This window comes from Parasedimentitalea nitratireducens (genome assembly GCF_057444295.1).
The window spans coordinates 50,713-76,663 of sequence record NZ_JBYAXC010000014.1; the positions used below are offsets into that span (position 1 = coordinate 50,713).

General features: G+C 55.9%; 26 protein-coding genes. 12 read left to right on the forward strand and 14 right to left on the reverse strand.

Annotated features, from left to right (window positions below):
• The first annotated feature begins 106 nt into the window (after positions 1-106).
• From AC2T28_RS22350 to AC2T28_RS22360, 3 genes are all read left to right on the forward strand, one after another.
• The gene (locus AC2T28_RS22350) at positions 107-916 is read left to right on the forward strand and encodes a chromate resistance protein ChrB domain-containing protein (RefSeq protein ID WP_486750822.1); all 810 of its coding nucleotides are present in this window, start codon (positions 107-109) and stop codon (positions 914-916) included.
• Positions 913-2,181, forward strand: a complete 1,269-nt coding sequence (chrA, locus tag AC2T28_RS22355; RefSeq protein WP_486750823.1) for a chromate efflux transporter — start codon at positions 913-915, stop codon at positions 2,179-2,181. The genes AC2T28_RS22350 and chrA overlap by 4 nt, the downstream gene beginning before the upstream one ends.
• A gap of 121 nt (positions 2,182-2,302) precedes the next feature.
• Positions 2,303-2,773, forward strand: a complete 471-nt coding sequence (locus AC2T28_RS22360) for an SspB family protein (RefSeq protein WP_486750824.1) — start codon at positions 2,303-2,305, stop codon at positions 2,771-2,773.
• A 44-nt stretch (positions 2,774-2,817) separates the two neighbouring features.
• On the opposite strand, the gene AC2T28_RS22365 is transcribed toward AC2T28_RS22360, so the two are convergent.
• The gene (locus tag AC2T28_RS22365) at positions 2,818-3,384 is read right to left on the reverse strand and encodes a hypothetical protein (RefSeq protein WP_486750825.1); all 567 of its coding nucleotides are present in this window, start codon (positions 3,382-3,384) and stop codon (positions 2,818-2,820) included.
• A gap of 203 nt (positions 3,385-3,587) precedes the next feature.
• Between AC2T28_RS22365 and fumC the strand changes: the two genes are divergently transcribed.
• Genes fumC through AC2T28_RS22380 form a run of 3 tightly spaced genes read left to right on the forward strand, consistent with a single transcriptional unit; the run spans position 3,588 to position 5,376 of the window.
• Positions 3,588-4,982 (forward strand): class II fumarate hydratase, encoded by a 1,395-nt coding sequence (gene fumC, locus AC2T28_RS22370; protein WP_486750826.1) that lies wholly within the window; start codon positions 3,588-3,590, stop codon positions 4,980-4,982.
• Positions 4,982-5,158, forward strand: coding sequence for a DUF4169 family protein (locus AC2T28_RS22375; protein ID WP_486750827.1), 177 nt, complete (start codon positions 4,982-4,984; stop codon positions 5,156-5,158). The genes fumC and AC2T28_RS22375 overlap by 1 nt, the downstream gene beginning before the upstream one ends.
• Positions 5,155-5,376, forward strand: coding sequence for a ribbon-helix-helix domain-containing protein (locus tag AC2T28_RS22380; RefSeq protein ID WP_486750828.1), 222 nt, complete (start codon positions 5,155-5,157; stop codon positions 5,374-5,376). Before AC2T28_RS22375 ends, AC2T28_RS22380 begins: the two co-directional genes overlap by 4 nt.
• 28 nt (positions 5,377-5,404) lie before the next feature.
• Here AC2T28_RS22380 and AC2T28_RS22385 read toward each other — a convergent pair whose 3' ends face one another.
• From AC2T28_RS22385 to AC2T28_RS22395, 3 genes are all read right to left on the reverse strand, one after another.
• On the reverse strand, positions 5,405-6,754 hold the full coding sequence (locus tag AC2T28_RS22385) for a cytochrome P450 (protein ID WP_486750829.1): 1,350 nt from the start codon (positions 6,752-6,754) through the stop codon (positions 5,405-5,407).
• Complete coding sequence (locus AC2T28_RS22390) at positions 6,751-7,959, reverse strand: hypothetical protein (protein ID WP_486750830.1); 1,209 nt, start codon at positions 7,957-7,959, stop codon at positions 6,751-6,753. The genes AC2T28_RS22385 and AC2T28_RS22390 overlap by 4 nt, the downstream gene beginning before the upstream one ends.
• 150 nt (positions 7,960-8,109) lie before the next feature.
• Positions 8,110-8,862 (reverse strand): cytochrome c biogenesis CcdA family protein, encoded by a 753-nt coding sequence (locus AC2T28_RS22395; RefSeq protein WP_486750831.1) that lies wholly within the window; start codon positions 8,860-8,862, stop codon positions 8,110-8,112.
• A 93-nt stretch (positions 8,863-8,955) separates the two neighbouring features.
• Here AC2T28_RS22395 and AC2T28_RS22400 point away from each other — a divergent pair, with 93 nt between their 5' ends.
• Positions 8,956-9,189, forward strand: coding sequence for a sulfurtransferase TusA family protein (locus tag AC2T28_RS22400; RefSeq protein ID WP_486750832.1), 234 nt, complete (start codon positions 8,956-8,958; stop codon positions 9,187-9,189).
• Positions 9,190-9,385: 196 nt separating this feature from the next.
• On the opposite strand, the gene AC2T28_RS22405 is transcribed toward AC2T28_RS22400, so the two are convergent.
• From AC2T28_RS22405 to purC, 7 genes are all read right to left on the reverse strand, one after another.
• The gene (locus tag AC2T28_RS22405; protein WP_486750833.1) at positions 9,386-12,367 is read right to left on the reverse strand and encodes an Rne/Rng family ribonuclease; all 2,982 of its coding nucleotides are present in this window, start codon (positions 12,365-12,367) and stop codon (positions 9,386-9,388) included.
• Between the two features lie 545 nt (positions 12,368-12,912).
• Complete coding sequence (locus AC2T28_RS22410; RefSeq protein ID WP_486750834.1) at positions 12,913-13,581, reverse strand: HAD family hydrolase; 669 nt, start codon at positions 13,579-13,581, stop codon at positions 12,913-12,915.
• Entirely contained in the window at positions 13,582-14,919 is a 1,338-nt protein-coding gene (locus AC2T28_RS22415; protein ID WP_486750854.1) for a sigma-54-dependent transcriptional regulator, read from the reverse strand.
• 29 nt (positions 14,920-14,948) lie between these two features.
• A complete protein-coding gene (locus AC2T28_RS22420; protein ID WP_486750835.1) occupies positions 14,949-16,721 on the reverse strand; it encodes a sensor histidine kinase in 1,773 nt (590 codons plus the stop codon).
• Positions 16,722-16,757: 36 nt separating this feature from the next.
• Positions 16,758-17,426: a phosphoribosylformylglycinamidine synthase subunit PurQ gene (gene purQ / locus AC2T28_RS22425; RefSeq protein WP_486750836.1), complete on the reverse strand. Its 669-nt coding sequence runs from the start codon at positions 17,424-17,426 to the stop codon at positions 16,758-16,760.
• Positions 17,423-17,656, reverse strand: a complete 234-nt coding sequence (gene purS, locus AC2T28_RS22430; protein ID WP_486750837.1) for a phosphoribosylformylglycinamidine synthase subunit PurS — start codon at positions 17,654-17,656, stop codon at positions 17,423-17,425. The genes purQ and purS overlap by 4 nt, the downstream gene beginning before the upstream one ends.
• A 93-nt stretch (positions 17,657-17,749) precedes the next feature.
• Positions 17,750-18,511, reverse strand: coding sequence for a phosphoribosylaminoimidazolesuccinocarboxamide synthase (gene purC / locus AC2T28_RS22435; RefSeq protein ID WP_486750838.1), 762 nt, complete (start codon positions 18,509-18,511; stop codon positions 17,750-17,752).
• A gap of 164 nt (positions 18,512-18,675) precedes the next feature.
• Here purC and AC2T28_RS22440 point away from each other — a divergent pair, with 164 nt between their 5' ends.
• The 3 genes from AC2T28_RS22440 (at position 18,676) to bmt (ending at position 22,146) form a co-directional block, all read left to right on the forward strand.
• A complete protein-coding gene (locus AC2T28_RS22440) occupies positions 18,676-18,993 on the forward strand; it encodes a DUF1476 domain-containing protein (RefSeq protein WP_486750839.1) in 318 nt (105 codons plus the stop codon).
• A 247-nt stretch (positions 18,994-19,240) separates the two neighbouring features.
• Entirely contained in the window at positions 19,241-21,052 is a 1,812-nt protein-coding gene (locus tag AC2T28_RS22445) for a phosphatidylglycerol lysyltransferase domain-containing protein (RefSeq protein ID WP_486750840.1), read from the forward strand.
• A gap of 74 nt (positions 21,053-21,126) precedes the next feature.
• Positions 21,127-22,146: a betaine--homocysteine S-methyltransferase gene (gene bmt, locus AC2T28_RS22450; RefSeq protein WP_486750841.1), complete on the forward strand. Its 1,020-nt coding sequence runs from the start codon at positions 21,127-21,129 to the stop codon at positions 22,144-22,146.
• Positions 22,147-22,267: 121 nt separating this feature from the next.
• Here the strand turns inward: bmt and AC2T28_RS22455 are convergent, their stop codons facing one another.
• Positions 22,268-22,528, reverse strand: coding sequence for a hypothetical protein (locus AC2T28_RS22455; protein WP_486750842.1), 261 nt, complete (start codon positions 22,526-22,528; stop codon positions 22,268-22,270).
• Between the two features lie 153 nt (positions 22,529-22,681).
• Positions 22,682-23,779 carry a PA0069 family radical SAM protein gene (locus tag AC2T28_RS22460; protein ID WP_486750855.1) on the reverse strand — a complete coding sequence of 366 codons (1,098 nt, stop codon included), beginning with the start codon at positions 23,777-23,779 and terminating at the stop codon, positions 22,682-22,684.
• A gap of 209 nt (positions 23,780-23,988) precedes the next feature.
• On the opposite strand from AC2T28_RS22460, the gene AC2T28_RS22465 reads away from it, so the two are divergent.
• Both AC2T28_RS22465 and AC2T28_RS22470 read left to right on the forward strand, forming a co-directional pair.
• Complete coding sequence (locus tag AC2T28_RS22465) at positions 23,989-24,687, forward strand: corrinoid protein (RefSeq protein ID WP_486750843.1); 699 nt, start codon at positions 23,989-23,991, stop codon at positions 24,685-24,687.
• A 1-nt stretch (position 24,688) separates the two neighbouring features.
• A complete protein-coding gene (locus AC2T28_RS22470) occupies positions 24,689-25,420 on the forward strand; it encodes a DUF1638 domain-containing protein (protein WP_486750844.1) in 732 nt (243 codons plus the stop codon).
• A gap of 77 nt (positions 25,421-25,497) precedes the next feature.
• Here the strand turns inward: AC2T28_RS22470 and AC2T28_RS22475 are convergent, their stop codons facing one another.
• Positions 25,498-25,908 (reverse strand): SufE family protein, encoded by a 411-nt coding sequence (locus AC2T28_RS22475; RefSeq protein ID WP_486750845.1) that lies wholly within the window; start codon positions 25,906-25,908, stop codon positions 25,498-25,500.
• Positions 25,909-25,951 lie beyond the last annotated feature (43 nt).

The window sequence follows — 25,951 nt, forward strand, 5'->3', positions numbered from 1 at the left end:
AAACGTGAAATGCGGTCTCTACCCCTGTAAGGGGTCACTGCGACCACCCCGTGAGGCCTAGGCCCAAGGTTCGCATCCAACACTCCGGCTACGGAAAGGATGCTCTATGGCTGCTGCATTTTCTGAAATTTCCTCCAATCAACTGATGCGTTTGATTGGAACCCCCGACACCCCAAAAATCATAGATGTCATTACTGACCAAGATTTTGTGCTGGATCCAAGATTGGTGCCAACGGCCCGGCGCCACCCACATGATGAACTTCAATCTATAATACCTGAGTTGGCCGGACAACATGTGGTTGTCATTTGCCAGAAGGGCAAAAAGCTCTCGCATGGCGCAGCTGCGGTCCTTCGCTCCCATGGCATCGCGGCCGAAGTCCTGGCAGGTGGCAACCTGGCCTGGCGCGATGCCGGGCTGCCGCTGGTTCCCGTCGCCAATCTTCCATCACCGCACCAAGGCAGCCTGTGGGTCACCCGCCACCGTCCCAAGATTGATCGCATTGCCTGCCCCTGGCTGATCCGCCGCTTTGTCGACCCCAAGGCGCAGTTTCTGTTTGTCCCACCGGCCGAGGTACCAGCCGTGGCTGAAAAATTCGGGGCCACGCCGTTTGATATCGAAGACAGCTTTTGGAGTCATCGGGGCCCGCTGTGCAGTTTTGATGTGATGGTTGAAGAGTTTGGCCTGACCACCCCTGCGCTATCGCACCTTGCAACCGTAATCAGGGCTGCCGACACCAATACCCCGGAATTGGCGCCACAAGCGGCTGGCTTGCTTGCGTTGTCAGTTGGGCTGTCGCGCCAATACAAGAACGATACAGAGCAGCTTGAGGCTGCCATGCCAATGTATGACGCTCTGTATCGCTGGGCCCGGGATGGGTTTGACGAAAAACACGACTGGCCAACGGTGACACGATGAGTGCGCCGTCATGGACCGCCATGTTGCGGGTTTTCGGCCGCATCGGCCTTTTGAGTTTTGGCGGCCCAGCCGCACAGATTGCGGTCATGCACCGAGAACTGGTGGAAGATCGCGCCTGGCTTAGCGAACAAGGATTCTTGCGGGCGTTATCGTTCTGCATGCTTCTGCCTGGCCCCGAAGCGATGCAACTCGCCACCTATTCTGGCTGGCGCCTGCGGGGCGTTCCCGGAGGGCTGCTGGCAGGGCTGCTATTTGTCCTTCCCGGAGCGTTGATCATTGGCCTTCTTGTCGTCCTATATGCCAGTTACGGAGAGCTGGATTTGGTGCAAGCAGGCTTTCTGGGCATTAAAGCCTCGGTGGTGATCATTGTTCTTCTTGCCCTGCGCAAGTTGGCACACAAGGCATTGCACGGACGTAGTGCATGGATACTCGCCGCGCTGGGATTCCTGGGATTATTTGCGTTAAACCTACCCTTTCCGCTGATTGTACTTGGTGCAGGAATGTATGGATTGCTTCGCGGAGGTGCAGGCGCTGAGAATGAGGATTCGCCAAACACCCTCAACATCTACAGCGCAGGCCGACAGTTGTTGATTTGGGGAGGGCTCTGGCTCCTACCCTTGATTTTCCTCAGCCTTGTGGGCGCTGACTTTCTGGCCAGTGTTGGCTGGTTCTTTGCCAAGCTGGCCGTAGTCACCTTTGGTGGGGCCTATGCTGTGTTGGCTTATATGAGCCAAACAGTGGTGGAACAGTATCAGTGGATCACCACCGGCCAGATGATTGACGCCTTGGGGCTGGCCGAAACAACCCCCGGTCCGCTGATCCTGGTTACACAGTTTGTCGCCATGCTCGCCGGGTTGCAATCACAAGGGCTGGCACTAGGTTTAGCCGCTGGGGCAGTTGCGCTTTGGGCCACCTTTATGCCCTGCTTTCTCTGGATCTTTCTGGCGGCCCCCTATGTAGAACAAATTTCGTCCCACCCAAGAATTGGCGCAGCGCTGAAAGCTATTACCGCCGCCGTGGTTGGCGTTATTTTGAACCTATCCGTCTGGTTCACCCTGCACGTCGTATTCGATACGGTAGACATCATCGAGTTCGGTATCTTCTCGCTTGCGGCACCAACAGCCGGCAGCTTGAATTCAGTGGCCCTTGGGCTTGTGGGTGTTGCCACCCTGGCCATGTACATCACGCGGGGAAGCATGGCGCTGACCCTGTTCCTGATGGCCCTTGCGGGAGTTGGTTCTTCACTCTTGCTTGGAAACACCTAGACCCTCGCCAATCGTAAATCCGGCATAGCCCCCGAAGGATAATAGCAAAAATCTATGCCGGTCCTCTTTTGTTTCTGTTCGAATCCCCTATGCTTAAGCCAAGAGCTACTGGGGTGACAAAATGACCCGTGACATCGACTACGGAAATCTAATGCATACGGCAATGCGCGGTCTTATCAGGACCGTTCTACTGGATATTGCCGACAACGGTCTTCCGGGGAATCACCATTTCTTTATTACCTTCGACACCGGTCACCCGGATGCCGAGCTGGCAGACTGGTTATCAGATCGATATCCGGGCGAAATGACCGTTGTCATGCAACATTGGTTCGACAATCTGGAAGTTGGCGATGAAGGCTTTGCCATCACGCTGAATTTCGGCGATGCACCAGAACCGCTGTATATTCCCTATAACGCGATCAAAACTTTTGTGGATCCATCTGTCGAGTTTGGGCTGCGGTTTGAATCTGCTGACGAAGAACCCGAAGGTGACGCAAGCGTGCCTGCACCGGTCGAAGAATTGGTGAACAGCGCCGAGGAAGCCAGCAAACCAGACGCCGAAGTTGTCTCGCTCGATAGCTTCAGAAAATAGTAGCTAGCAATCAGCTGGATTGCTCCAGCCTTGGCGATCTCCTATTACTTGCGCTCCAGAAATGTCGAAATAAATCTGGTTGGGATCCCGTTTCGGTGGGAGTTGAATTCTAGCTGCAACCCGCCCTCGGCAAGGGTTCGGTCGTATTGCTGCATTTCATAATCCCCATTCGGGGCGACAAACATTGAAAATACAGTCAATGTCTCACCTGTAATACGGCTCCAGACATAGGGCTCTCCCTTCATGGGATCCAGCTGTTCGGTATGACCAAACACATTTCGCGTCATGGCGGCTGAATAGACACCTTCGCGGTCTGTTGGCTCAAACTCAATCTCATAGGATTTGCTTTTACGCCGACCGTCTTGCTTCTCGGTCGTCGATGTCCAGTTCACTATGTAGCCATAGCGTGTTTGGCGTATCACTACGCTCATATCGCGCGGAGACATCTCTCCGGATCGCGTCTCAACCACCGCGCGCCCCGAGTACTCGCCCACAAAACGCGAAATGTCGGCCTGCGCAGCCTGCACGGTTACTACAAGAGCCAGCAGGACAATCGGCAAAAACCGTGACAAAACGCGTTGAACGGCATGCGTATCAATAGAAGTGGCCACAATATCCCCTTTGGTGAATTTGGCTAACAATCACCTCTACTCTAGCCATCCCACGCCGGCTGACAATGCTTTGCCGAAAAAATGCCAGCGACCGCCCCTATACCTTAGGGCGTGATCGTCTATGCTGCGCGCAACTGGCCAATTGCACCTACGACACGCACAGGCTACACGGCATACAATCGCATACCAGACGGAGTAAACGGATGTCCGAGACCCGCACCGAAACAGACAGCTTTGGCCCACTAGAGGTCCCCGCAGATAAGTATTGGGGTGCCCAAACACAGCGCTCGATCATGAATTTCCCCATAGGTTGGGAAAAGCAGCCAGTGGCCATTGTGCGCGCACTTGGTGTGATCAAACAGGCCTGTGCCATGGCCAACAAAGAATCCGGCAAGATGGACACCACAATCGCCGACGCCGTGATTCAGGCCGCGGGCGAAGTCTTCGAGGGCAAATTCGACGACAACTTCCCACTGGTTGTATGGCAGACCGGTTCCGGCACCCAGTCGAACATGAACTCCAACGAGGTGATCGCCAACCGCGCGATTGAAATCCTGGGCGGCGTCATCGGTACCAAGGATCCGGTGCACCCGAATGATCACTGCAACATGGGCCAGTCGTCAAACGACACCTTCCCAACCGCGATGCACATTGCTGCAGCGATGACTGTGCGCGACGTGTTGCTGCCCGGCCTGAACAAGCTGCTGGCAGGACTGGAAGCCAAGTCCGATGAGTTCAAAGACATCATCAAAATCGGCCGTACCCACACTCAGGATGCGACCCCGCTGACACTGGGCCAGGAATTTGGCGGCTACGCCCACCAGATCCGTATGGGTATCCAGCGCATCGAGGCCGCCCTGCCCGGCATCTATGAGTTGGCACAAGGCGGAACAGCCGTCGGCACTGGCCTGAACACTCAGCACGGTTGGAGCGAAAAGGTCGCAGCCAACATGGGTGAAATCACCGGCCTGCCCTTTGTGACTGCACCGAACAAGTTCGAAGCTCTGGCCGCCCATGACGCCATGGTCTTTATGTCGGGTGCTTTGGCTACCGTTGCAGGTTCGATGTACAAAATCGCCAACGATATCCGCTTCCTGGGCTCGGGCCCACGGTCCGGATTGGGTGAGCTGATCCTGCCTGAGAACGAGCCTGGATCGTCGATCATGCCGGGTAAAGTGAACCCAACTCAAGCCGAAGCAATGACGCAAGTGGCCGCCCACGTTATGGGTAACAACGCCGCGATGACATTTGCTGGTTCACAGGGCCATTTTGAGCTGAACGTCTACAATCCGATGATGTCCTATAACCTGCTGCAATCCATGCAGTTGCTGGGTGACGTCGCCGACAGTTTCACCGAGCGGATGCTGAATGGTATCAAGGCCAACGAGCCACGCATCGACAAGCTGATGAAGGAAAGCCTGATGCTGGTCACAGCACTGGCTCCGACAATCGGCTATGACAACGCCACTAAGGTCGCCAAAACCGCGCACAAAAATGGCACCACACTCAAGGAAGAGGCTGTTGCCCTCGGCTTTGTGGACGAGGCCACCTTTGATGCGGTTGTGCGTCCCGAGCAGATGATCGGTCCTAAGGACTGATGGCTGAACCGGTCAACCTGAACCGGTTTAGAAAACAAAAAGCGCGGGCCGAGAAAAAGGCCCGCGCTGACCAAAACGCGATCACACATGGTCGTAGCAAGGCTGAAAAGCAGTTGGGTCGCAGCGCAGCAGATAAAGCAAAACGAGATTTAGACGGGCATCAGACTGAAGAATGAACAGTCGGCCCAAAAAACACTCACTTACCCTGCGCGGACACCGGACTTCGGTGTCGCTTGAAGATGAGTTCTGGCAAGCCTTTCGCAAACTCGCAGAACAAGATGGCCGCCCGATCAATGTGTTGGCCGCGGAGATAGACGAGGCCCGCGGCACCGATTGCGGACTGGCGTCTGCAATCCGGTTGTTTGTGCTTAGGCGGTTAACCGACAACACCTAAAGAAGTACAAGTCATCATGACTGTGTCCTCACCGTTTCGATAGCTTCAACCAGATCCCTTTGTCAGACCGCACTGTCAGGTGAGCAACTGGCACCGGCTCTCGCCCCTCGACCAGCTCAAATCTGAAATGTCGTAGCAACATCGACAGGATCAGCGGTCCCTCGACCATGGCAAACCCCGCCCCGGTGCAAACCCGCGCCCCGGCGGAAAATGGTATAAAAGCCTCGCGCTGGCAGGTTTTTCCATTCTCGGTTTGCCAACGGTCCGGGTCAAAATCGTCCGGCTTGTCCCATAGCCGATCATGCCGATGCAGATGCCAAGGGCTCACTACAATTTGCGAGCCAACCGGAACCTCACGATCCCGAAACACTTCTGGGCAGGTTGCCTGGCGCACCATCATCGGTACCGGTGGATACAGCCGCAAGGCCTCGCGAAACACATCCCGGCTCAGCCGCAGCTTCGTCATCACCGCAAAGCCCTGCTCTTCCAGGGCTTCCGCCTCATCGGCCAGACGTTCTTGCCAGTCCGGATACAGCGCCATCAAGTACAGCGTCCAGGCCAATGCCGAGGCACTGGTTTCGTGACCAGCCAAGAAGAAAATTGCAACCTGATCAACCATTTCCTCGGTATCAAACCGCTCGCCTGTGTGCGGGTCTTCGGTGGTCATGATCTTGGTCGCCAGATCATCTGGCGCGGTGCCTGCCTCGATTTGTTGCATCCGGTTGCTGGTCAACTGAGTAATCAGCTTACGTATTTCCGCAGCATCCCGCTTGGTTGACCCTTTGAAAAACCGTGGCATCCAGCGTGGCATCGGAATAAAGGCCGCAAGATTCAGGATCGGCTGGCTGCGCTGATAGTCGCGAAACCTGGTAAACACCTGCGCCGCAACCTCATGCTCAATTGGGATCGAAAAGAGGGTGCGAAAAATGACATCCGCCGCCACATGACTGGTCTCAGTCTCGACTTCGGTAACCGTCCCAACCTTATCCTGCAGCCGAGCAACAGCAGCCTCAGCCGCCTGTCGCATCGCGGGAAATGTATCCTTTAATCGGCCCCCTTCAAAGGCCGGGTCAATGATCCGTCGCTGTCGCTTCCATGTCTCGCCATTGGTCAAAAACACCGAATTGCCCAGCAGGGGCCGTAGCCCCTCGGCAATCCGGTTGGATTTGGGAAAATCATCCGGTCTTTGCTTCAAGACCTCCTTCACCAGATCCGGCTGGTTGATCATGAAGGATCTGAAAAACGGGGTCCGAAATTCGGCCATCCAGGCATGATAGAGACGCGCTGGCTGGGCCGACAGAATGTCTTGGCGAAACAGGCGTAGGTAGCGCAACAGCGAGACCTTATCAGGTCGAGAGGGAGGCTTGGGCGGTTTCATGTTTGTGATACCGATGTGAATTTTGACACGGGTTTTTCAATTCGTGATTTTGATGGATTACGATTCAAGTACCGCTCGTTTAACGTTTTTGGCCCGGCGGTAATCTGGAAATAATCATAGTCACCCGGCCGATCAAACGCGCATAAGTATTGGAAATGGAGACGAAAAAACCGCCACCTCAACTCTGCCCAACGCTTGGGGCTTAGGGTCTGAGTAAACGCAGCTGAAAACACCAAGGGCCAGCGTTTATCTTTGGGCGCAACCCCAGTAACAGACACCGGATCGCACAAAGCAAAGGCACAGCCGTCGCCTGGGGCAGTGACATCGACCCAAGACAGTTCGTCGCGCGCAGACAGGAACTGCAGATCTGCGCGCAGGCGTTGCGCCTTGGGCAAGAAAGAGACCATAGGGACCACCTGCCCCAGACTTAGAAACCCAAGCTGAGGGCGCTTAGAGGGAAGTCCGTCTCGGATCAGGTCCGACAGAACGGAAACTGAAATGTGTGCGCCTGATGAATGGCCAACCACCAGCACTTCGTCCAGAGTGTCGTCATCAAGAGCGGTTTTGATCTGGGCGGTGAAATCGGCGATCCGCGCCTCAAGCTCGGGTGAATTAGCCCCATTTGATGCGGCGGAATAGGCGTAGTCATGCATCAGGTAATAGGCAAAAAACTTGCCATCCATTTTCTTGAACCAACGCATGAGCATCGTGCCTGCCCCCAAACCAACGCCCAGGCCCAACACCGAAACCCAAACACCAGGCACCGCGAAAACGGCAGCCAGCGCAATGCATGCCATCATTACGCCCCAAACCACAAGCGCGGCCAAAACAGCCTGCACCAGTAGCATTCCAACTGGATAAAGCGCTGCAATAACGGGACCTTTTCGCAACTTCGTCAACCGGAACAATGTGCCGGAGGAGATGTAGGTCCAGGCCGTGCGGGCCAGTTGCAGGTATGTCGCTGGAATTGAACTGTCCATGCTGTCACGCACAATGTCGGACCAAACCAGAACTTCAAAATCAGCGTCAACTTTGGCGTCATCTATGGTGGATTTCACATTCCAACCAAAGGGCCCGGTTTTTGATTGCTTCGCCTTCAGGTCGATCTCATACCCCGAAATCGCCGCTTGGCTGGCCGCCTCTTTGCGGTACAGCTCTCGATATCGGCGGGGGTGAATCGGATCATAGCCGGGAATATAAAACACCCGCCTTCGCTGTACGCGATCACGCTCAGACCTGTTATCTGCTTGAGCCAATTCCACAATTCCCTTGTTCTAACCCACAAGGTAACGGAGCATTTGGGCAAGTGTAAGACCCTGCGCAGAAAGAAAAAGGGGCCCTGTGGCCCCTTAGACTCAGCCGAGTGCGGCCAACGCAGGGAAGGCTTCCAGCAACCACCACGAAAAGGCTGAGAACAGCCCGGTTACCAGCATCACGCCAACCACCAGCAACAGCGCGCCCATGAATTTTTCGATAAGCTTCATGTGGCGTTTCATCTTGTTCATCAGCACCATGGAACGGCTGAGGAAGATCGCCGCCAGCAGAAACGGCACCCCAAGGCCCAGGGCATAGATTCCAAGCAAAACAGTACCGCGGGCCACTGACGCCTCAGAAGCCGCAAGCGACAGGATTGCGCCCAGTTGCGGGCCGATGCAGGGTGTCCAGCCAAAGGCAAAAGCCAAGCCCAAGACATAGGCCCCAACGGCGGATCCACCAGATTCGCCGGCCTCCATGCGCATCTCACGATCCAGGATCGGAATGCGGAAAACTGACAGGAAATGCAGGCCGAAGATGATCACCACCACACCTGAGACCTGCGCAAAAAGTTCTTGATTTTGCAGAACAAAAGCCCCGAATGCCGAGGCTGTGAACCCAAGCAGCAAGAAGACAGTAGAGAGCCCCATAACAAAGAACAAAGCCGCCAAGATGGCCTTGCGTCGAGCAGCGCCCGGACTTTGCATATCGCCAATGGAAACACCGCTCATATAGGCCAGATACGGCGGCACAATGGGCAGCACACAGGGGGAGAGAAAGCTGATCAGGCCTGCGACCAGCGCGACGAGCATAGCAGGGAGAAGACCTGCATCGATGATTTCTATACCAAACATAGATCTGCCTTAGCGCACCTGTTTTCAAAGGTCACGAGGACATCCGGTCACAACCCTGTGGACAGGATGAATTTTCCGTCATATCTGACTGTTATGAGCGAAATTCACGAGACCGTAGACGCAATTGGCCTGTTGTGCCCCCTGCCCGTCCTAAAGGCCCGCAAGCGGCTTAAACCTCTGCCGGCGGGCGCTGTTCTGCAGCTTCTGTCAAACGACCCTGCTGCGATTATCGATGTGCCGCATTTCTGCAATGAGTCGGGTCACGAGTTTCTGGGCATGAGCGAAGCTGACGACCATCAGGTCTATCGGATTCGCAAAGGTCACTGACACCTTTTTACCCCTAAATGCCCCGGTGCTATCCGTGCACCATGTGTGCACCATCCGTACACCGGGCAATCTCACTTCCCTGCAAAACCTCCCCCAAATGTTTCGCGCGCGAAACAAGCTAACGGATGGTTAACTGGATTGATCTTGTTCTGGGCACAAAAAAACGCCGGGGAGTTCCCCGGCGCTTTTTGATTTCTTAGCTTCCCAGTGACCACCAGCCACGGCGTTTAGGCTTGGGTGGCTCATCCGGCTTTGGAGCGACCTCTTCGGCTGCAACCAGCTCTGGCTCTGGCTCTGGTTCAGGCTCAGCCTGCTCAGATTCAGGTTCAACAGCTGGTTCAGCAACTGGTTCGGGTTCAGCCGCTTCAGGCTCTGCGGCTTTTTCAACTTCCGGTGCGGGTTCTGCCTCAGTAACCGCTTTGGATTCGACCTCGGCAACTTCGACAGTCTCAGGTGCCGCTTCGACCACAGTTTCAGAAACCGCTTCTGCAACAACCTCGGAAGAAGCTTCAACAGCTGCATCAGGTGCAGTTTCAGCCGCTGGATCGGCATCCACAACCGCAAGAGGGTCGGATACGATGACAACAGGCTGTTCAGCCTCAGCGGTGTCGACAACAACAACCTCGGCCTGCTCTTCAGCCGGTGTCTCAGAATCGGTCTTTGACTTGCTGCGCGAACGAGACCGAGAGCGTGTGCGAGTCCGCTTTGGCTTCTTCTCTTCCTCGGCAGGTGCCTCGGCGCCCTCTGCAGCGTCTGCGGCGGCTTCACCCTCGACAGGTGTTGCTGCATCTTCAGAACCTTCGCCATTCTGATTGTCGCTTGAGCCGTTTTCACCATTGTCCGACTTGCTTGACCGGCGACGACGACGACGACGTTTACGCTTGGGCTTTGTTTCGCCCTCTTCCGAGGTATCGCTGGTGACAGTATCGCTGTCGTCTTCGTCAGCCTCGTCAGCACCGTCAGCGTCAACCTGATCCATCAGAGAGGTATCAACTGAAACAACCGGAGCTGGGGCTGCCGCAACAGTGCGGGTTGCCGTTTTGAACTTTTCAAGCGTGAAGTCAGGGCTGACCAGATGCGGGTCACCTTCGATGCGAACCGACAGGCCATACCGGGCTTCGATTTGGGCGATGTGCTCGCGCTTTTGGTTCATCAAGAAGTTGGCAATGCTGACCGGGCAACGCACCAAGACCTCGCGTGAGCGGTTGCGGGTGCCTTCTTCTTCGATCTGGCGCAGAATGGTCAGCGCCATGTTATCGTCAGAGCGGATCAGACCAGTGCCGTGACAGGATGGGCAAGGCTGTGTTGTTGCCTCGAGCATGCCAGGACGCAGACGCTGACGGCTCATCTCCATCAGGCCAAAGCCCGAGATGCGGCCAATCTGGATACGGGCGCGGTCGGTCTTCAGCTTGTCCTTGATACGCTTTTCAACAGCGTTGTTGTTCTTGCGCTCGTCCATGTCGATGAAATCGATGACGATCAGACCAGCAAGGTCACGCAGACGCAACTGGCGCGCAACTTCTTCAGCGGCTTCCAGGTTGGTCTTGGTCGCGGTGTCTTCGATCGAGCCTTCTTTGGTGGCGCGACCCGAGTTCACATCAATAGCAACCAGTGCCTCGGTGACATCGATCACGATGTAGCCGCCGGACTTCAACTGGACGGTTGGGTTGAACATGCCACCCAGATAGCTTTCGACCTGATAACGGGCGAACAGCGGCAGGGTTTCATTGTACCGCTTCACGTTTTTGGCGTGTGACGGCATGATCATTTTCATGAAGTCTTTGGCGATGCGGTAACCGCGTTCACCTTCGACAAACACCTCGTCAATCTCGCGATTATAGAGATCACGGATCGAGCGTTTGATCAGGTCGCCTTCTTCATAGATCTTGGCGGGTGCAATCGATTTCAGCGTCAGCTCGCGGATCTGTTCCCACAGGCGCTGCAGGTATTCATAGTCGCGCTTGATCTCAGCCTTGGTGCGCTTGGCACCAGCGGTGCGTACAATAAGACCCGCACCACTTGGCACGTCGATTTCGTTGGCGATTTCTTTTAGTTTTTTGCGGTCAACAGCGTTGGTGATTTTGCGAGAAATACCACCACCGCGCGCGGTGTTTGGCATCAGCACACAGTAACGACCTGCCAGCGACAGGTATGTGGTCAGCGCAGCGCCTTTGTTGCCACGCTCTTCTTTGACAACCTGAACCAGCAGGACCTGACGAACCTTGATGACTTCCTGGATCTTGTAGCGCTTGGGACGTGGCTTGCGTGGCGGGCGAATGTCTTCGCTGTCGTCTTCATCCGCGACTGATTCAATCGAGCTGTCTTTGGATGTCGCGTCAGCGCGTTTGACGTCGTCATCGGCGTCGTCATCATCACCAGCTTCTTTTGCTTCTTCGGCAGTGCCTTCTGTAGCAGCCTCGGCAGGCTGCTCGTTTGGTGTCTCTTCAGCTACTGGTGCGTCAGCTTCAGCTGTTTCAGCAGCAGGCGTCTCGGCAGCTTTCTCGGCTTCAGCCGGGGCTGCTTCAGCTGTTTCTGCAGTCTCTTCAGCAGCAGGCGCAGCATCGGTTTCAGCCGGGGTTTCTTCACCCTCAGCAGCTTTAACTTCTGATTGGTCCTCGGCAGGTTCTTCGACTGGCGTTTCAGCGACAGTCTCCATTGGAGAACTGCCTTCTTCGCTGCCTAGCAGGTTAGCGTCATCTGCTTCGATCTCATCGCTGAGATCGATGGTTTCCATACCGGAAATCTCGGCACTTGGGGCCTCGACTTCTTTGGTTTCAACCGCATCCTTGGATTTGACGCCTTCGGCCTTGGTACGGCTGCGCGAGCGTGAGCGGCGGGATTTGGAGGGTTTTGAATCTTCCTCATCATCCTTGGCCCGCATAGACTCGGCATAGGCGCGCTCTTCTTCTAGCAACGCCTCGCGGTCTGCGACCGGAATTTGATAATAGTCAGGGTGGATTTCCGAGAATGCCAGAAATCCATGACGATTGCCGCCATAGTCTACAAAAGCTGCCTGCAGTGAGGGTTCGACCCGGGTTACTTTTGCTAGATAGATATTGCCAGCGAGCTGGCGTTTGTTCTCGGATTCAAAGTCGAACTCCTCAACCTTGTTTCCGTCGACCACCACAACCCGAGTTTCCTCGGCGTGGGTGGCATCAATAAGCATCTTCTTTGCCATGTTTCCTTAGTGCACCATGCCTGTGCGCGCAGGCTCCGGCCGTTACCGGGGGGAGCTGCGCGTTGTGGGTGGTGTCTTGTCAGGGCGATTTGTGACGGCGCACGACAGGACATGGGCGCGGAAAATGTTTCCGTCGGTCCTGTCTCTGTTCTTTGTACTTGCGCGCGCTTCATCGCGGTTCTTCTCCGACAGGTGGGGGTATCCCGAGCCCTGCCCATTTCATTCCTGCGCCGAAAACGTTCCGGTTCAGGTGCTAAACTACCCCAAAAACTTCGGGGCTAATCGGTCTGTCTGCGCCTTCTCGGATCGTACCGGACAAAGACGAAGATCAGCGAATCTCATCAAAACGGCGATACCCAGATTGGTATCGGTCCCGTCACAGCAGCATAAGACCTGTGGATAGGTAATGACAATGGGCATCTTCATTCGTGGGAATGGAAATGATGCCACAACGGGCCTTAAACGGTCTGAAAGTTAAAATTGTGCTATTTTTTTGGGCAAAAGCAGTGTTTCCCTAGCAAACCGAGCTGAATCTCGCTGGCAAATCAGATTTTTGCCGAGGCGTAACGTTGTTGAGCCAGCTGCACTGCCTCTTTCAGATCTTTTGCCACCATTTGACCAAGGGCTGGTAGAGGCCGGTTCTCGGGCCTGAGATCTGGCACCTGCACTGCATGGGTTTTGGCTGCAACCGCTGCGGCAATGCCGTTGTCACTGTCTTCAAAGGCTGCACAATCTCCCCCGTTCAGGCCAAACCGGGCTGCGGCCTCAAGATAGGGGGCTGGGTTTGGCTTGGTCGCTGACACCTCGTCACCGCCAAGGACAAACTCGAAATAGTCGACAAGACCAGCATTTTGCAAATGCGACCGGGCGCGTGCTCCGACGGTAGAGGTAACAACCGCCATCGCTGCTCCCTGCTCGCTCAATGTGGCAAGCACCTCGCGCACGCTGGGTCGCAAAGACACGCCAGCAGCTGCACCGGTGTTAAAACCAGCGCTCCACTCAGTCATGATCTGCGACGGCGAGTGTTCTGGCAGAAACTCAGCAAGCTGGCCCTTGGTGAAGGACCAAGAGGTGCCGATCTGCGTGTAGTAAAATGCCCGTGCAATGGAGCGTTCAACACCCAGCGGCACAACCACATCCAGAAAGCTGGACATGTACAGCCGCTCGGTGTCGAGCAAAAGTCCGTCCATATCAAAAAGATAAGCCTTGGGCATTTACGACAGATAATCCGATCGCTGCAGGCCGTACTTGGCCATTTTCTCGTTCAGGGTTCGTCGTGGCAGGCACAACTCCTCCATCACAGACGCAATCGAGCCTTTGTGACGCCGCATGGTATTATCTATCAGCATGCGCTCGAACGCTTCGACATATTCTTTGAGCGGCTTGCCTTCGGTGGTCATTACCGGCTGCATTTCTTCGTGATCTGACATTAGCAGCGACGCAATGGTGCCGGACCCGCGCCGCGCCTGCAGGACCGCGCGTTCGGCGATATTGATCAGCTGACGCACATTGCCCGGCCAAGGTGCCTGCAACAGTTGTGCCGCCTCTTGAGCTGAGACCTGCGGTGCCTCGCAGCCGTATTCTTCGGAGAACTGTTCGGACAGGCGGGTGAACAGGGTCAGAATATCCTCGCCCCGCTGGCGCAGTGGCGGAACCGTGATCCGCAGTGCAGCCAAGCGATAGAACAGATCTGAACGCAGAGCATCCTCGCAGGTCTTACCGGCCTCTTGCAGGTTCGAGATTGCGATGATGCGGGTTTCACTTGGTGTCCCCTGCTCGTTGATAATACTCAGCAATTTTGCCTGGAGCGGCTCGGTTAGCGCATCGATATCTTCCAACACCAGTGTACCACCGCGCGCTTCCTCGATCGCGGGCAGCTGTGCATCTTCGGGCATCATCGGCCCAAACAAACGCTTTGACAGAGCGTCTTCTTCGAGCGCGGCACAAGAGAGCAACACAAACTTCTTACCGGCGCGGCTGCCAACGGCATGTAGCGCATGGGCCACCAGGGTTTTACCAGTGCCGGTTTCGCCATCGATCAGAACATGACCATCCGCCTGCCCCAGATCCAGAATATCCTCTTTGAGGCGCTCCATCACCGGGCTGGCACCGATCAGTTTGCTCATGATCTGGGTGCCGTCGGACAATTCGCGGCGCAACACCCGATTGTCCAACACCAACCGGCGAGCACCGGTGGCCCGTTTGGCCAGCTCGGACATACGATCTGGATTAAACGGCTTTTCGAGGAAATCAAAAGCCCCGACCCGCATTGCCTCAACCGCCATGGGTACATCACCGTGCCCGGTGATCATGATCACCGGCAGAGCGCTGTCGCTGCCCATCAGCTTTTTCAGGAATTGCATGCCATCCATGCCCGGCATTTTGATGTCGGAAATCACGATGCCTGGATAATCTGCGCCCAAAACCTTGAGCGCATCTTCGGCACTGGCAAAGGTTTCGGTGTCATAGCCCGACAGTGCCAGCCATTGGCTGATCGACTGACGCATATCCTGCTCATCATCGACAATCGCAATTTTCATGGCCTGTGCCATAAACAGTCCTCTCATAAATCACGCTGAAATTATTCAGCGGCTTCGACCCCGTCTACCAGGATCGGCAATTGCATCTCAAATACCGCGCCACCGTTTTCACCGTTGCGGGCAGTCAAGCGTCCACCTAGGTCGTTGACGATCCCAGATGAGATGGCAAGCCCCAAGCCAACCCCATCGCCTGGCTGCTTAGTGGTATAGAACGGTTCGAACAGCTCTCCAAAGTCCTCAATTCCTATCCCATTGTCACGTACCGCCAAAATGGCAGTTTCCCCAGCGGCCAGAATGACTTCGACCTCGGGGTCTTCAACTGATTTGGTGGCGTCCAATGCGTTTCGCAAGAGGTTCACCATCACTTGCTCAATCCGCATCCGGTCTCCCATGACAAATACCGGCTCGTCCGGCAGAACACGGGCAATCCGGACATGGCGTTGACGCAGCTGAGGCTCCATCATCGACAGGCTTGAGGCCAGTGCATCCCCCATATTTACAGGGCTGAAACTATCACCACCCTTGCGGGCATAAGATTTCAACTGCCGGGTAAGCGCGCCCATCCGCTCGATCAGATCATCAATACGACCAAAGGAAACCAGAGCTTCGTCCGGTCTATTTCGGCCCAGCAACAGGCGCGCGCCGGCCAGATAGGTTTTCATCGCCGCCAAGGGCTGGTTCAATTCGTGGCTGACGGCGGCCGACATTTCTCCCAATGCGGCCAGTTTTGAACTTTGCGCCAGGCTTTGTTCAGCCACTTCAAGGGTCTTTTGCACCCGCTCGCGCTCGGCAACTTCCCGCCGCAGCCGTGCGTTCAATACGCGAAGCTCCGCCGACTCGCGCTGAAACAGCGCCATCCGAAGCGCCGTCTTTCGGTTCAAAGAATAAAACGCCAAGGCCAAGAGGATGGCGAATCCCATAATTTCGAGTGCGAGCACCGCGTTGACCCGCTCACGGATCGATTCATAGGTGGTAAAGGAGGTCATCCGCCAACCGCGAAAGGGAATACGGTTGGCAATGCGCATCACCGCCTCGCCGCGCAGGTATGCATCAGCCGGCAGCACGGTCCAATCCGTGGTGGCGCGGATCGCTCTTTGAATGGCCCCCAGTGGGGTCTGGTGCTTCAACGCATCCGTTTCATTCAACCCACGCCACCGGGTCTCAGTTGCCAGCACAATCGTACCGGTGCTGTCGCTAACCATGACCGCATCAGATATCCCGGCCCAGGCCCTCTCAAACTTCTGCAAGTCGACTTCAACAACAATGACTCCCAACACCCCCGAGGAGTCTTCGAGCCGTCGGGAATAGGAAAACCGGTAGCCACCTGCTTCACGTTCGATCACCGAAAACACAGTGGAGTTGGCACGAACAGCATCAACAAAATAGGGATCGCTCCGATGCAGCTCTCCCAAGCGGCTGCGGTCGGTAGCCGCCACGGTGCGACCATCCTGCGCCAGCAGCATAATCGAGGCTGCACCGATTTCGTCGACAAAGGAAATCAGACGCTGAGTAGACAGGGAAAAGTCGCTGGACTGCAGCGCCGAGATCAGCGTTTGATCGCGCGCCAGCAATTGCGGCACGATGGCATTCTGGCGCAACTCACTTAGCAAGTTGCCAGAATAGAGCGCCAGCCTAAGCTCAGCCTTGTTGCGTGTAGCCTGGGTAAAACGGCTGGTCAGCAGGCGGTTGGTTTGCCAGACCGTAACCGCAGCCACCGCCAGCAATAAAACCAGCGCCAGCCTGACCCGCCACGAAAAGGTTCGTGACGGCTTGCTAGGCTTGATCTGACTGGGAACATCATGCGAGGCGGTCATGGCGCAAATCTACGCCCCCCGCCTCAGCATCACAAGTCACGCTGTGGCAACAATATCCGTCAATGCGCGGAACACTGCCACCCCGTCGGTACCGCCATGGCCTTCGTCCGCAGCCCGTTCAGGGTGTGGCATCATTCCCAGCACCCGACGGTTGTCAGACAGGATACCAGCGATGTCGGCGATCGAGCCATTTGGGTTGTCAGCATAGGTAAAGGCCACGCGGTCTTCACCCTGCAGTTTGGCTACGGTTTCAGCATCGGCAAAGTAGTTGCCATCGTGGTGCGCAATCGGAACACCAATCACGTCACCGGCAGCATAGCCACTGGTAAACACACTATCTGCTGTGGCGATCTTCAGGTCCACAGTCTTGCAGATGTACTTCAGACCCGCATTGCGCAGCAGCGCACCGGGCAGAACACCTGTTTCGGTCAGCACCTGAAAGCCATTGCAGATACCGATGGAATAGCCACCGCGGTTGGCGTGTTCGACAACCGCTTTGCAGATTGGCGATTGCGCGGCGATGGCACCACAGCGCAGATAATCCCCATAGGAGAACCCACCCGGCACACCAACGATGTCTACGCCCGCAGGCAGTTTGCTGTCTTTATGCCAGACCATCGACACTTCAAATCCGGCGCGTTCAAAGGCAACCGCCAGATCGCGGTCGCAGTTTGAGCCCGGGAAGACGACTACTGCGGCCTTCATCCCAGCATCTCGATGCTGTAAGATTCGATCACTGTGTTGGCCAGCAGCTTTTCACACATGTCCGTGACATCTGCTTCGCTGGAGCCTTCGGCCAGGTTCAGGTCAATCACCTTGCCCTGACGAACACCTTCGACCTTGTCAAAGCCCATGGCGCCAAGCGCGTGGCGCACTGCCTCACCCTGTGGATCCAGAACCCCATTCTTCAGCATTACATGCACCCGTGCCTTCATCGCGTCATTCCTCGATTGCGGTGGCAAAGCCCCCTTGGGGCTTCTTTTTGCTAAAATACGTAGAACCCGACGCCCTCAACGGGCGCCAAGCTATTAGTTGACCAGTGTCGGCTTGCCGTTTTGTGGCGGTGTGTTGGGCATCACGCCCAAACGACGAGCGACCTCGGAATAGGCATCCGTCAGGCTGCCTAGATCGCGGCGGAACACATCCTTGTCCAGCTTCTGACCAGTTTCGACGTCCCACAAACGACAGCTGTCGGGGCTGATTTCATCGGCAACAACCAGTCGCTGGAAATCGCCTTCGAAGACGCGGCCAAATTCGATTTTGAAGTCGACCAGACGAATGCCAACACCCAGCATGATGCCGGACATAAAATCATTCACCCGCAGGGTCATGCTCAGGATGTCATCCATGTCTTGCTGGCTGGCCCAGCCAAAGGCAGCAATGTGCTCTTCGCTGACCAAAGGGTCGCCCAGGGCGTCGTCCTTGTAGCAAAACTCAACAATTGGGCGCGGCAGCTGTGTGCCTTCTTCCAGGCCCAAACGGGTGCAAATGCTACCTGCGGCAAAGTTACGCACGATCACTTCCAGTGGAACAATCTCGCAGGTCCGCACCAGTTGCTCGCGCATATTCAGGCGTTTCAGGAAGTGGGTCGGCACGCCGATTTGCCCCAAGCCAACCATGAAATATTCGCTCAGCAGGTTGTTCAGGACACCCTTACCTTCGATCACGTCTTTCTTCTCGGCGTTAAACGCGGTCGCGTCGTCCTTGAAATACTGCACGATAGTGCCCGGCTCGGGGCCTTCATACAGAGTTTTGGCTTTGCCTTCGTAAATTTTCTTGCGACGCGCCATGGACAGCCTTTCGAATAGCCAGGGAAGAGGAGTGAATCCCGTATCTGCCGCCCTCATAGAGCAAGCCTGCCAATGCCGCAAGCAACCCGCACCCCCTTGTACCAGCCCTGTGCGATACTAATATCAGAACTATAGGATTTCTTTCATCAAAAAGGCGAATACGCATGACCACATTTGACGAACGAGAACAGGCTTTTGAGGCCAAATTTGCCCATGACGAAGAAATGCAATTCAATGCTCAGGCGCGGTGCAACAAATTGCTGGGCCTTTGGGCTGCCGAGAAGATGGGCAAGTCTGGGACTGCGGCAGAAGACTATGCCACAACAGTTGTCACGGCTGATATCGAAGAAGCGGACCACGAAGATGTCATTCGTAAGCTGACGGCCGATCTGCAGGGGAATGTGACCTCTGAAGAGATCCGGCTTAAGCGCGCGGCCTTGATGCCCGAGGCAAAACAACAGGTCCTGACCGAAGCCAGCTAAACCGCATGTTACGCTTGCCCGGCCTGCAGTGTGGCGCCGGGCTTCGCGCCGTTCCTTGGCTTGTTGGGGCCAAGAGATGTGGGCGCACATTAACAGTACTGCAAGTCAACTGGGTTAGATTGGTGCGTTCAACTTCCGCACCGACAGGTATTATATGCCAGCCCTCTCTTATGCTGTTCCAAGCACTGTATCCCGGCTACTCTGGTTAGTTGCCCCGTTTGGCGTGACAGTTCTGTGTTTGTGGCTCATGCAAAGCCGTGTTGAACTCCCCTCGCCGCAGACCCTGAGCGAACTTTTGGCAGATGTTTCGCTTGGTCAATGGTGCGCAGCTCTGCTGGCGACGCTGGTCAGTTTTTGGGCCTTGGGTCGGTATGATCTGGTCGCGCATCGTCATATGGGGACCGGATTCAACGGGCAATCCGCGCGGGTCACGGGCATGGCCGCGATTGCGGTATCGCAGACAGTTGGCTTTGGCCTGATAACCGGGAGCTTCACCCGTTGGCGTCTTCTTCCGGGACTTCGCCCTGCTCAGGCTGCACAATTGACGGGCTTTGTTGCTGTGACATTTCTGACCGCCCTGGCCATGATATGTGCCTGTACAAGCCTGATCCTGCCGTCATCAGCTTTGATGAAGTGGACAGGTGCCCTGGTTCTGGCAGGTTTGTTGGCAGCTGGTGTGGCCAGTTTCTTGAAGCCTGAACTCAAGCTTGGGAAGTTTCAATTCTGCCTACCCTCGGTCACCGCAGTGTTGGCATTGTCAGTTTGGGCCCTGGTCGATGTGGTCGCTGCGGGAACCGCCCTGTGGGTGCTATTGCCCGAGACGGCCGCAATTGGCTGGACGGTATTGTTGCCAGTATATTTCCTTGCCCTTGCAGCCGCTATTATCTCGTCGGCGCCGGGGGGCGTGGGGCCGTTTGAGCTGACCCTGTTTGCCCTATTGCCCAGCCATGCGACGGCTGACATCGTGGTTGCAATCGTCGCGTTTCGGCTGGTTTACTTTGCCCTTCCGGCCCTTGCGTCCGTGTTCCTTTTGGCCTGGCCCCGCGTATTGCAGACATTCGGCAGCACGCAATCAATGGCGACCAGTCGTTCAGCTAGCGCCTTGCCACACGACTGCGATCGATCAGAGACCGGTGTTATCCGCCAAAACGGTGGCAAGGTGCTGAGTTATGGGCCGAACCAGTTGGCAGTGCTGGACAGTCCGCAATGCTCGATTGCGATGTTTGATCCCGTGGCAGGCCCTGTCTCGGGCGGCAGTGCGCTTTTGAAAAACCATGCCGACAACCGCAATGCTGCGGCCTGCGTTTACAAATGTTCGGCGCGACACGCCTTGGGCCTGCGCCGCAAAAACTGGAAACTGCTGCGCAGCGCGCAAGAGGCGGTTTTGGCCCCAGAGTCGTTTTGCGAGGACGGCGCGAAGTTCCGCCAACTGCGACGTAAACTGCGCCAAGCCGCCAAGGCCGGGGTCGAGGTTCGGCCATCGGCACCCAACTTGCCACTAGCGCAGATGGAACAGGTCGACCAAGCCTGGCAGTGCAGCCATGGTCAAGCCTTGGGCACCACGATGGGACGGTTTGAGGCTGGGTATTTGGCTCAACAAAGGGTGTTTCTGGCCTGGCAGGATCAAGAGATCATCGGGTTTGTCAGTTTCCACACCTCGGGCACAGAGTGGTGTCTGGATCTGGTGCGTATCAAACCGGGCGCGCCAGATGGAACCGGCCATGCGCTGATCCGCGAAGCGATTGCCGTGGCTGCTGAACTGGATATGCCGCGGCTTTCGCTGGCTGCGGTTCCTGCCCACCGTTTTGCGGATCGAGTCGACAAAGGGCTGAGGCGTTTCAAATCTTGTTTTGCGCCACACTGGCAGCCATTATACATGGCAGCGCCAAGCTGGTGGCAGATGGCCATTTCAATTGCAGAACTGGTGCGTTTGGTGCATCGGCCTGCGCCGCTGCAGCCTAACCCAGAACACTGCATTACAAAGGCTCAAGTTGTAGGCCTGTCGATGTCTCATAATGAAGATGAGCAGAATGCAATTGCGTTGCAACGCTCTGCATGACACAGGAATAATCAGATGATTGCGCCGTTTGCGCGGCCATGGGGCTTTGCCCCGCCTTTCACGGGATACCAGACATGACCAATACCTTTATCGACTTGCTCAACAGCAGAGATGTACTGCTAACCGATGGTGCCACCGGTACCAACCTGTTCAACATGGGCCTGCAATCGGGCGATGCGCCTGAGCTGTGGAACACGGATGAGCCAGACAAAATCCGCGCGCTGTATCAGGGATCGGTTGATGCAGGCAGCGACCTGTTCCTCACCAATACTTTTGGTGGCACAGCCTCCCGTCTGAAGCTGCACGACGCACAGAACCGAGTACACGAGCTGAACAAGATCGGCGCTGAACTGGGCCGTGAAGTGGCGGATAAATCTGGCCGTAGGATTGCTGTTGCCGGGTCCGTTGGCCCAACCGGTGAGATCATGCAGCCAGTTGGCGAGCTGAGCCATGAATTGGCCGTGGAAATGTTCCACGAGCAGGCCGAGGGTTTGAAAGCTGGCGGCGTGGATGTGCTGTGGCTGGAAACTATTTCTGCCCCCGAAGAATACCGCGCTGCGGCCGAGGCCTTTAAACTGGCTGACATGCCCTGGTGTGGAACCATGAGCTTTGACACCGCCGGGCGCACCATGATGGGCGTGACCTCGGCTGCGATGGTACAGCTGGTCGAAGAATTCGGCGACAATGCTCCGCTGGCCTTTGGCGCCAACTGCGGTGTCGGAGCGTCAGATATCCTGCGCACGGTTCTGGGTTTTGCCGCCCAAGGCACCGAGCGCCCGATTATTTCCAAGGGCAACGCCGGCATTCCAAAATATGTCGATGGCCACATCCACTATGACGGTACGCCCGAGTTGATGGGCAAATATGCGGTAATGGCACGGGACAGTGGCGCCAAGATCATTGGCGGCTGCTGTGGCACCCTGCCCGATCACCTGCGCGCCATGCGCGAGGCACTGGACACCCAGCCCCGCGGCGAGCGCCCAACACTGGAACTGATTGCCGAAACGCTGGGCGGGTTTTCGTCACCCAGTGATGGCACTGGCGACCAAAGCGACGCCCCCAAGCGTGAGCGCCGCAGCCGCCGTCGCGGCTAAGAAAAGCCCAAGCGTAATGCTTCTGAAAGTGACCGTACCCCTGCTGGGTTACGGTCGCATTTTGAGTATTTAGGGCAAAAAGAAAGCCTTTTGCTTCGCTCTCCTAAGCGCATCCCTCAGCTCATGTATGATCTGAGGGATGACCACAGGCGGCGCAAAAACGTGCCTGTTTGGTACGTAGAGGTTTGTCGCAGGCTGTGCAGGGCGGACCATAGAGGCTGAGCACATGATCAAAAATGGCACCGGGGTTACTCTCGTGAAACCCCGTGAGCGTTTCATAGGCATGGCTTAGAGCCGCCAAACGCTGAGCTTGGTGCACCTCTTTGTTTGCTTGTTCTTGCAAGACTGCCCATTCTTGGTCGCTGAGCATTGGGACAGTCATATTGCAGCGCCAACAATATTGATCTTTGGGCATCCGACCTTGGCCTTTGTTTTGAAATTCTTGAAACCGGGACTTGCCCAAATGTTGACGCAGGGTGAAAGCTTGGCGCGCTCCTGTCAACTTTGGCAACTTGCCAACCAGGGCATGAAACATTCAAAACAAGGCCAGCTGGTCTCCGGCCTGAGGCGGCACCCGAAATAGATCACACCGCAGATCTTCGGTTTTCTCTCGTAGCCCCAGCCGTTTGCACCCCGACTTGAACCGATGTCCGATCATCCGGGCATATTCACCTTCGCCTCGCATCCGTAGGCCCCAGCGCGGATCATAGTCCTTGCCACCATGCATCTCACGCAGCCGCGCCATCACTTTGTCGGCACGCCCTGGTTCATGTTTGGCCAACCATTGTTGCCAAAGCTCGGACACCTCACGCGGGAGGCGTAGCATGATCCAACTGGCGGCGTCAGCGCCTGCCTCGGTTCCGGCAACCAGCAACGCCTCGACCTCGTGATCAGTCAGACCCGGCACCACGGGTGACACCATAATGCGCACCGGGATGCCGGCGTCGCTAAGCCGCCGGATTGTAGCAAGCCGTCTCGCAGGTGTTGGCACACGTGGCTCCATGCGCCGCGCCTGGCCTGGATCAAGGGTGGTGACGGAAATACCCACCCTAACCAAGCCTTGGGCAGCCATTGGGGCGAGAATATCGATATCGCGTTCAATCATGGCGCCCTTGGTGACGATTGCCACCGGGTGGTTGAAATCACTCAGTACCTGAAGACATTCACGCACGAGCTCCTGCCCCTTTTCAACCGGTTGATAGGGGTCGGTATTGGTTCCAATCGCCAGTGGCGCGACCTTGTACCGTTTGGCAGACAGTTCTTGACGCAGGACCTCAGCGGCGTTGGTGCGCGCCACCAGTTTGGTTTCAAAATCCAGCCCCGGCGACAGGCCAAGATAGGCATGGCTGGGGCGGGCAAAACAATAGATGCAGCCATGCTCGCACCCCCGGTACGGATTGATCGACCGGTCAAATGGCAAATCGGGCGAACGATTGTAGCTGATCATCGACCGGGCTGTCTCGTGCCGAAGCTCGGTTGCGATATGGCTTGGGTCAGGCTCGGGGAACCAGCCGTCATCTATGGTGTCGCGGGTGACATCAAATCGCCCTGCGGCATTGCTGAGGGCGGCGCGGGCCACATAGCCTGAGTTCGGATTTGAATTATTCGTCTGCATTGCGGCATTCTGCACCATCAGTGAGAACAAATAAAGAACAAACGCAAGATTGCGAAGATCTCCATGTGAAATCTTCATTATTATTCTGGTACTTTTGCACCTATACGTCGGTTCAAGCTAAGGCAATGTCGCAAATATTGCAGTTCGTCTGCGACCTTTTGGCAAAAAGGGTTCAACGAACACGGCAACACCGGGGCATCGCTCCGACCTAGTCAAGGAATACACCCATGTCAGAAGAAGAAGATATCATCCTGGCGGAACTGGACGACGAAGAACTGGTCCAGCAGATGTTTGACGATCTGTATGATGGTCTGAGGGAAGAAATCGAAGAGGGTGTCACCATCCTGCTGTCGCGCGATTGGGAGCCCTATAAAGTGCTGACCGAAGCGCTAGTTGGTGGTATGACCATCGTTGGTGCAGATTTCCGCGATGGCATCTTGTTTGTGCCCGAGGTTCTTCTGGCAGCGAACGCGATGAAGGGTGGCATGGCCATTCTGAAACCATTGCTGGCAGCGACTGGCGCGCCACAGGTTGGCAAGATGGTGATCGGCACCGTCAAAGGTGACATTCACGACATCGGCAAAAACCTGGTTTCCATGATGATGGAAGGTGCTGGTTTTGAAGTGGTCGATCTGGGAATCAACAACCCGGTTGAGAACTACCTGGAAGCGCTGGAAAAAGAAAAAGCCGACATCCTTGGCATGTCGGCCCTGCTGACCACAACGATGCCTTATATGAAGGTTGTGATCGACACGCTGATCGAACAGGGTAAGCGCGACGACTATATCGTTCTTGTTGGTGGCGCCCCGCTGAACGAAGAGTTCGGCAAGGCCATTGGCGCTGATGCCTATTGTCGTGACGCAGCTGTTGCTGTTGAAACCGCAAAAGAATTTGTGGGTCGCAAGCACAATCGAATGAGCGCCTAATATGGCACGCAAAGGAAGAGCGGCCCGCCTGAAGGAAGGCCGGGTCGCTGTTCCGCCCCCAAGCCAGAACTTTCTGGACGACACCTCACTGACTGAACAAGGCCTCGCAGCGCCTAAACGGCAAACCGGGCGTATCTTGTTGATTGCTTGCGGCGCGCTTGCCCGCGAGATCCTGGCGATCAAGGCCAACAACCAGCTAGATCATATTGACCTGACCTGCCTGCCTGCCAAGCTGCATCTCTATCCAGACCAGATTTCAACAGCGGTGGCCGATGCAGTGCACAAGCATCGCGCCCGTTATGATCAGATTTTTGTGGTTTACGCCGATTGCGGCACCGGGGGCGCATTGGCCCAGACCTGCGCAGAACTTGGCGTTGAAATGATTGCCGGGCCCCATTGTTATTCGTTCTACGAAGGGAACGAGGCCTTTGCAGAAATCGCTGAAGGTGGCGAGATCACCGCCTTTTACCTCACGGATTTCCTGGTGAAACAGTTTGATGCCTTTATTTGGCGGCCTATGGGGCTTGATCGAAATCCTGAGCTGCGCGAGATGATATTTGGCAATTACACCAAGCTGGTCTACCAGTCCCAAATTCAGGACCCCAAGCTTGTAGAGCAGGCACAACACTGTGCTGAACGGCTTGGCTTGGCGTTTGAACACCGCCACACTGGCTATGGTGATCTTGAAACAACTTTGAGCAGTTGGGCCAGATCCGCCTCTTCATCTGGCTGAAAATATCCCAGAGGTGAATTGACCCTTGGCCAAGTTGGGGGCAGCGCCCCCTTCCCCTTTGCGTTGCCAAAAACCTGTCAGGCCGCTTCGGCGGTGACTTCTTGAATACGCTCGATCATGGAGCGCAACCCATTTGACCGCTGTGCGGACAGGTGGTCGTTCAAACCCAGTCTTTCAAGCTCGCCTTTGGCATCCACTTTGGCGACGTCAGCCACCGGGACACCGTTATACAAGGCGCGCAACACCGCAATCAGACCGCGCACAATCATTGCGTCGCTGTCACCTTCAAACGAGAAAATGCCCTGTTCGATTTTGGGGTGAAGCCACACCTGACTGGCACAGCCGTGCACCTTGGTTGCAGGTACCTTTAGCGCGTCGTCAATCGCCTCCATCGCCTTGCCGTAATCAATGACATAGCGATAGCGATCTTCCCAGTCTTCCAGGAATTCGAAATCTTCGACAATGTCCTCAAAGGCGGCTGTGGCCATGATTTAGGTCCGATCAGTTGATGCGAATGAACTGTCATCGACC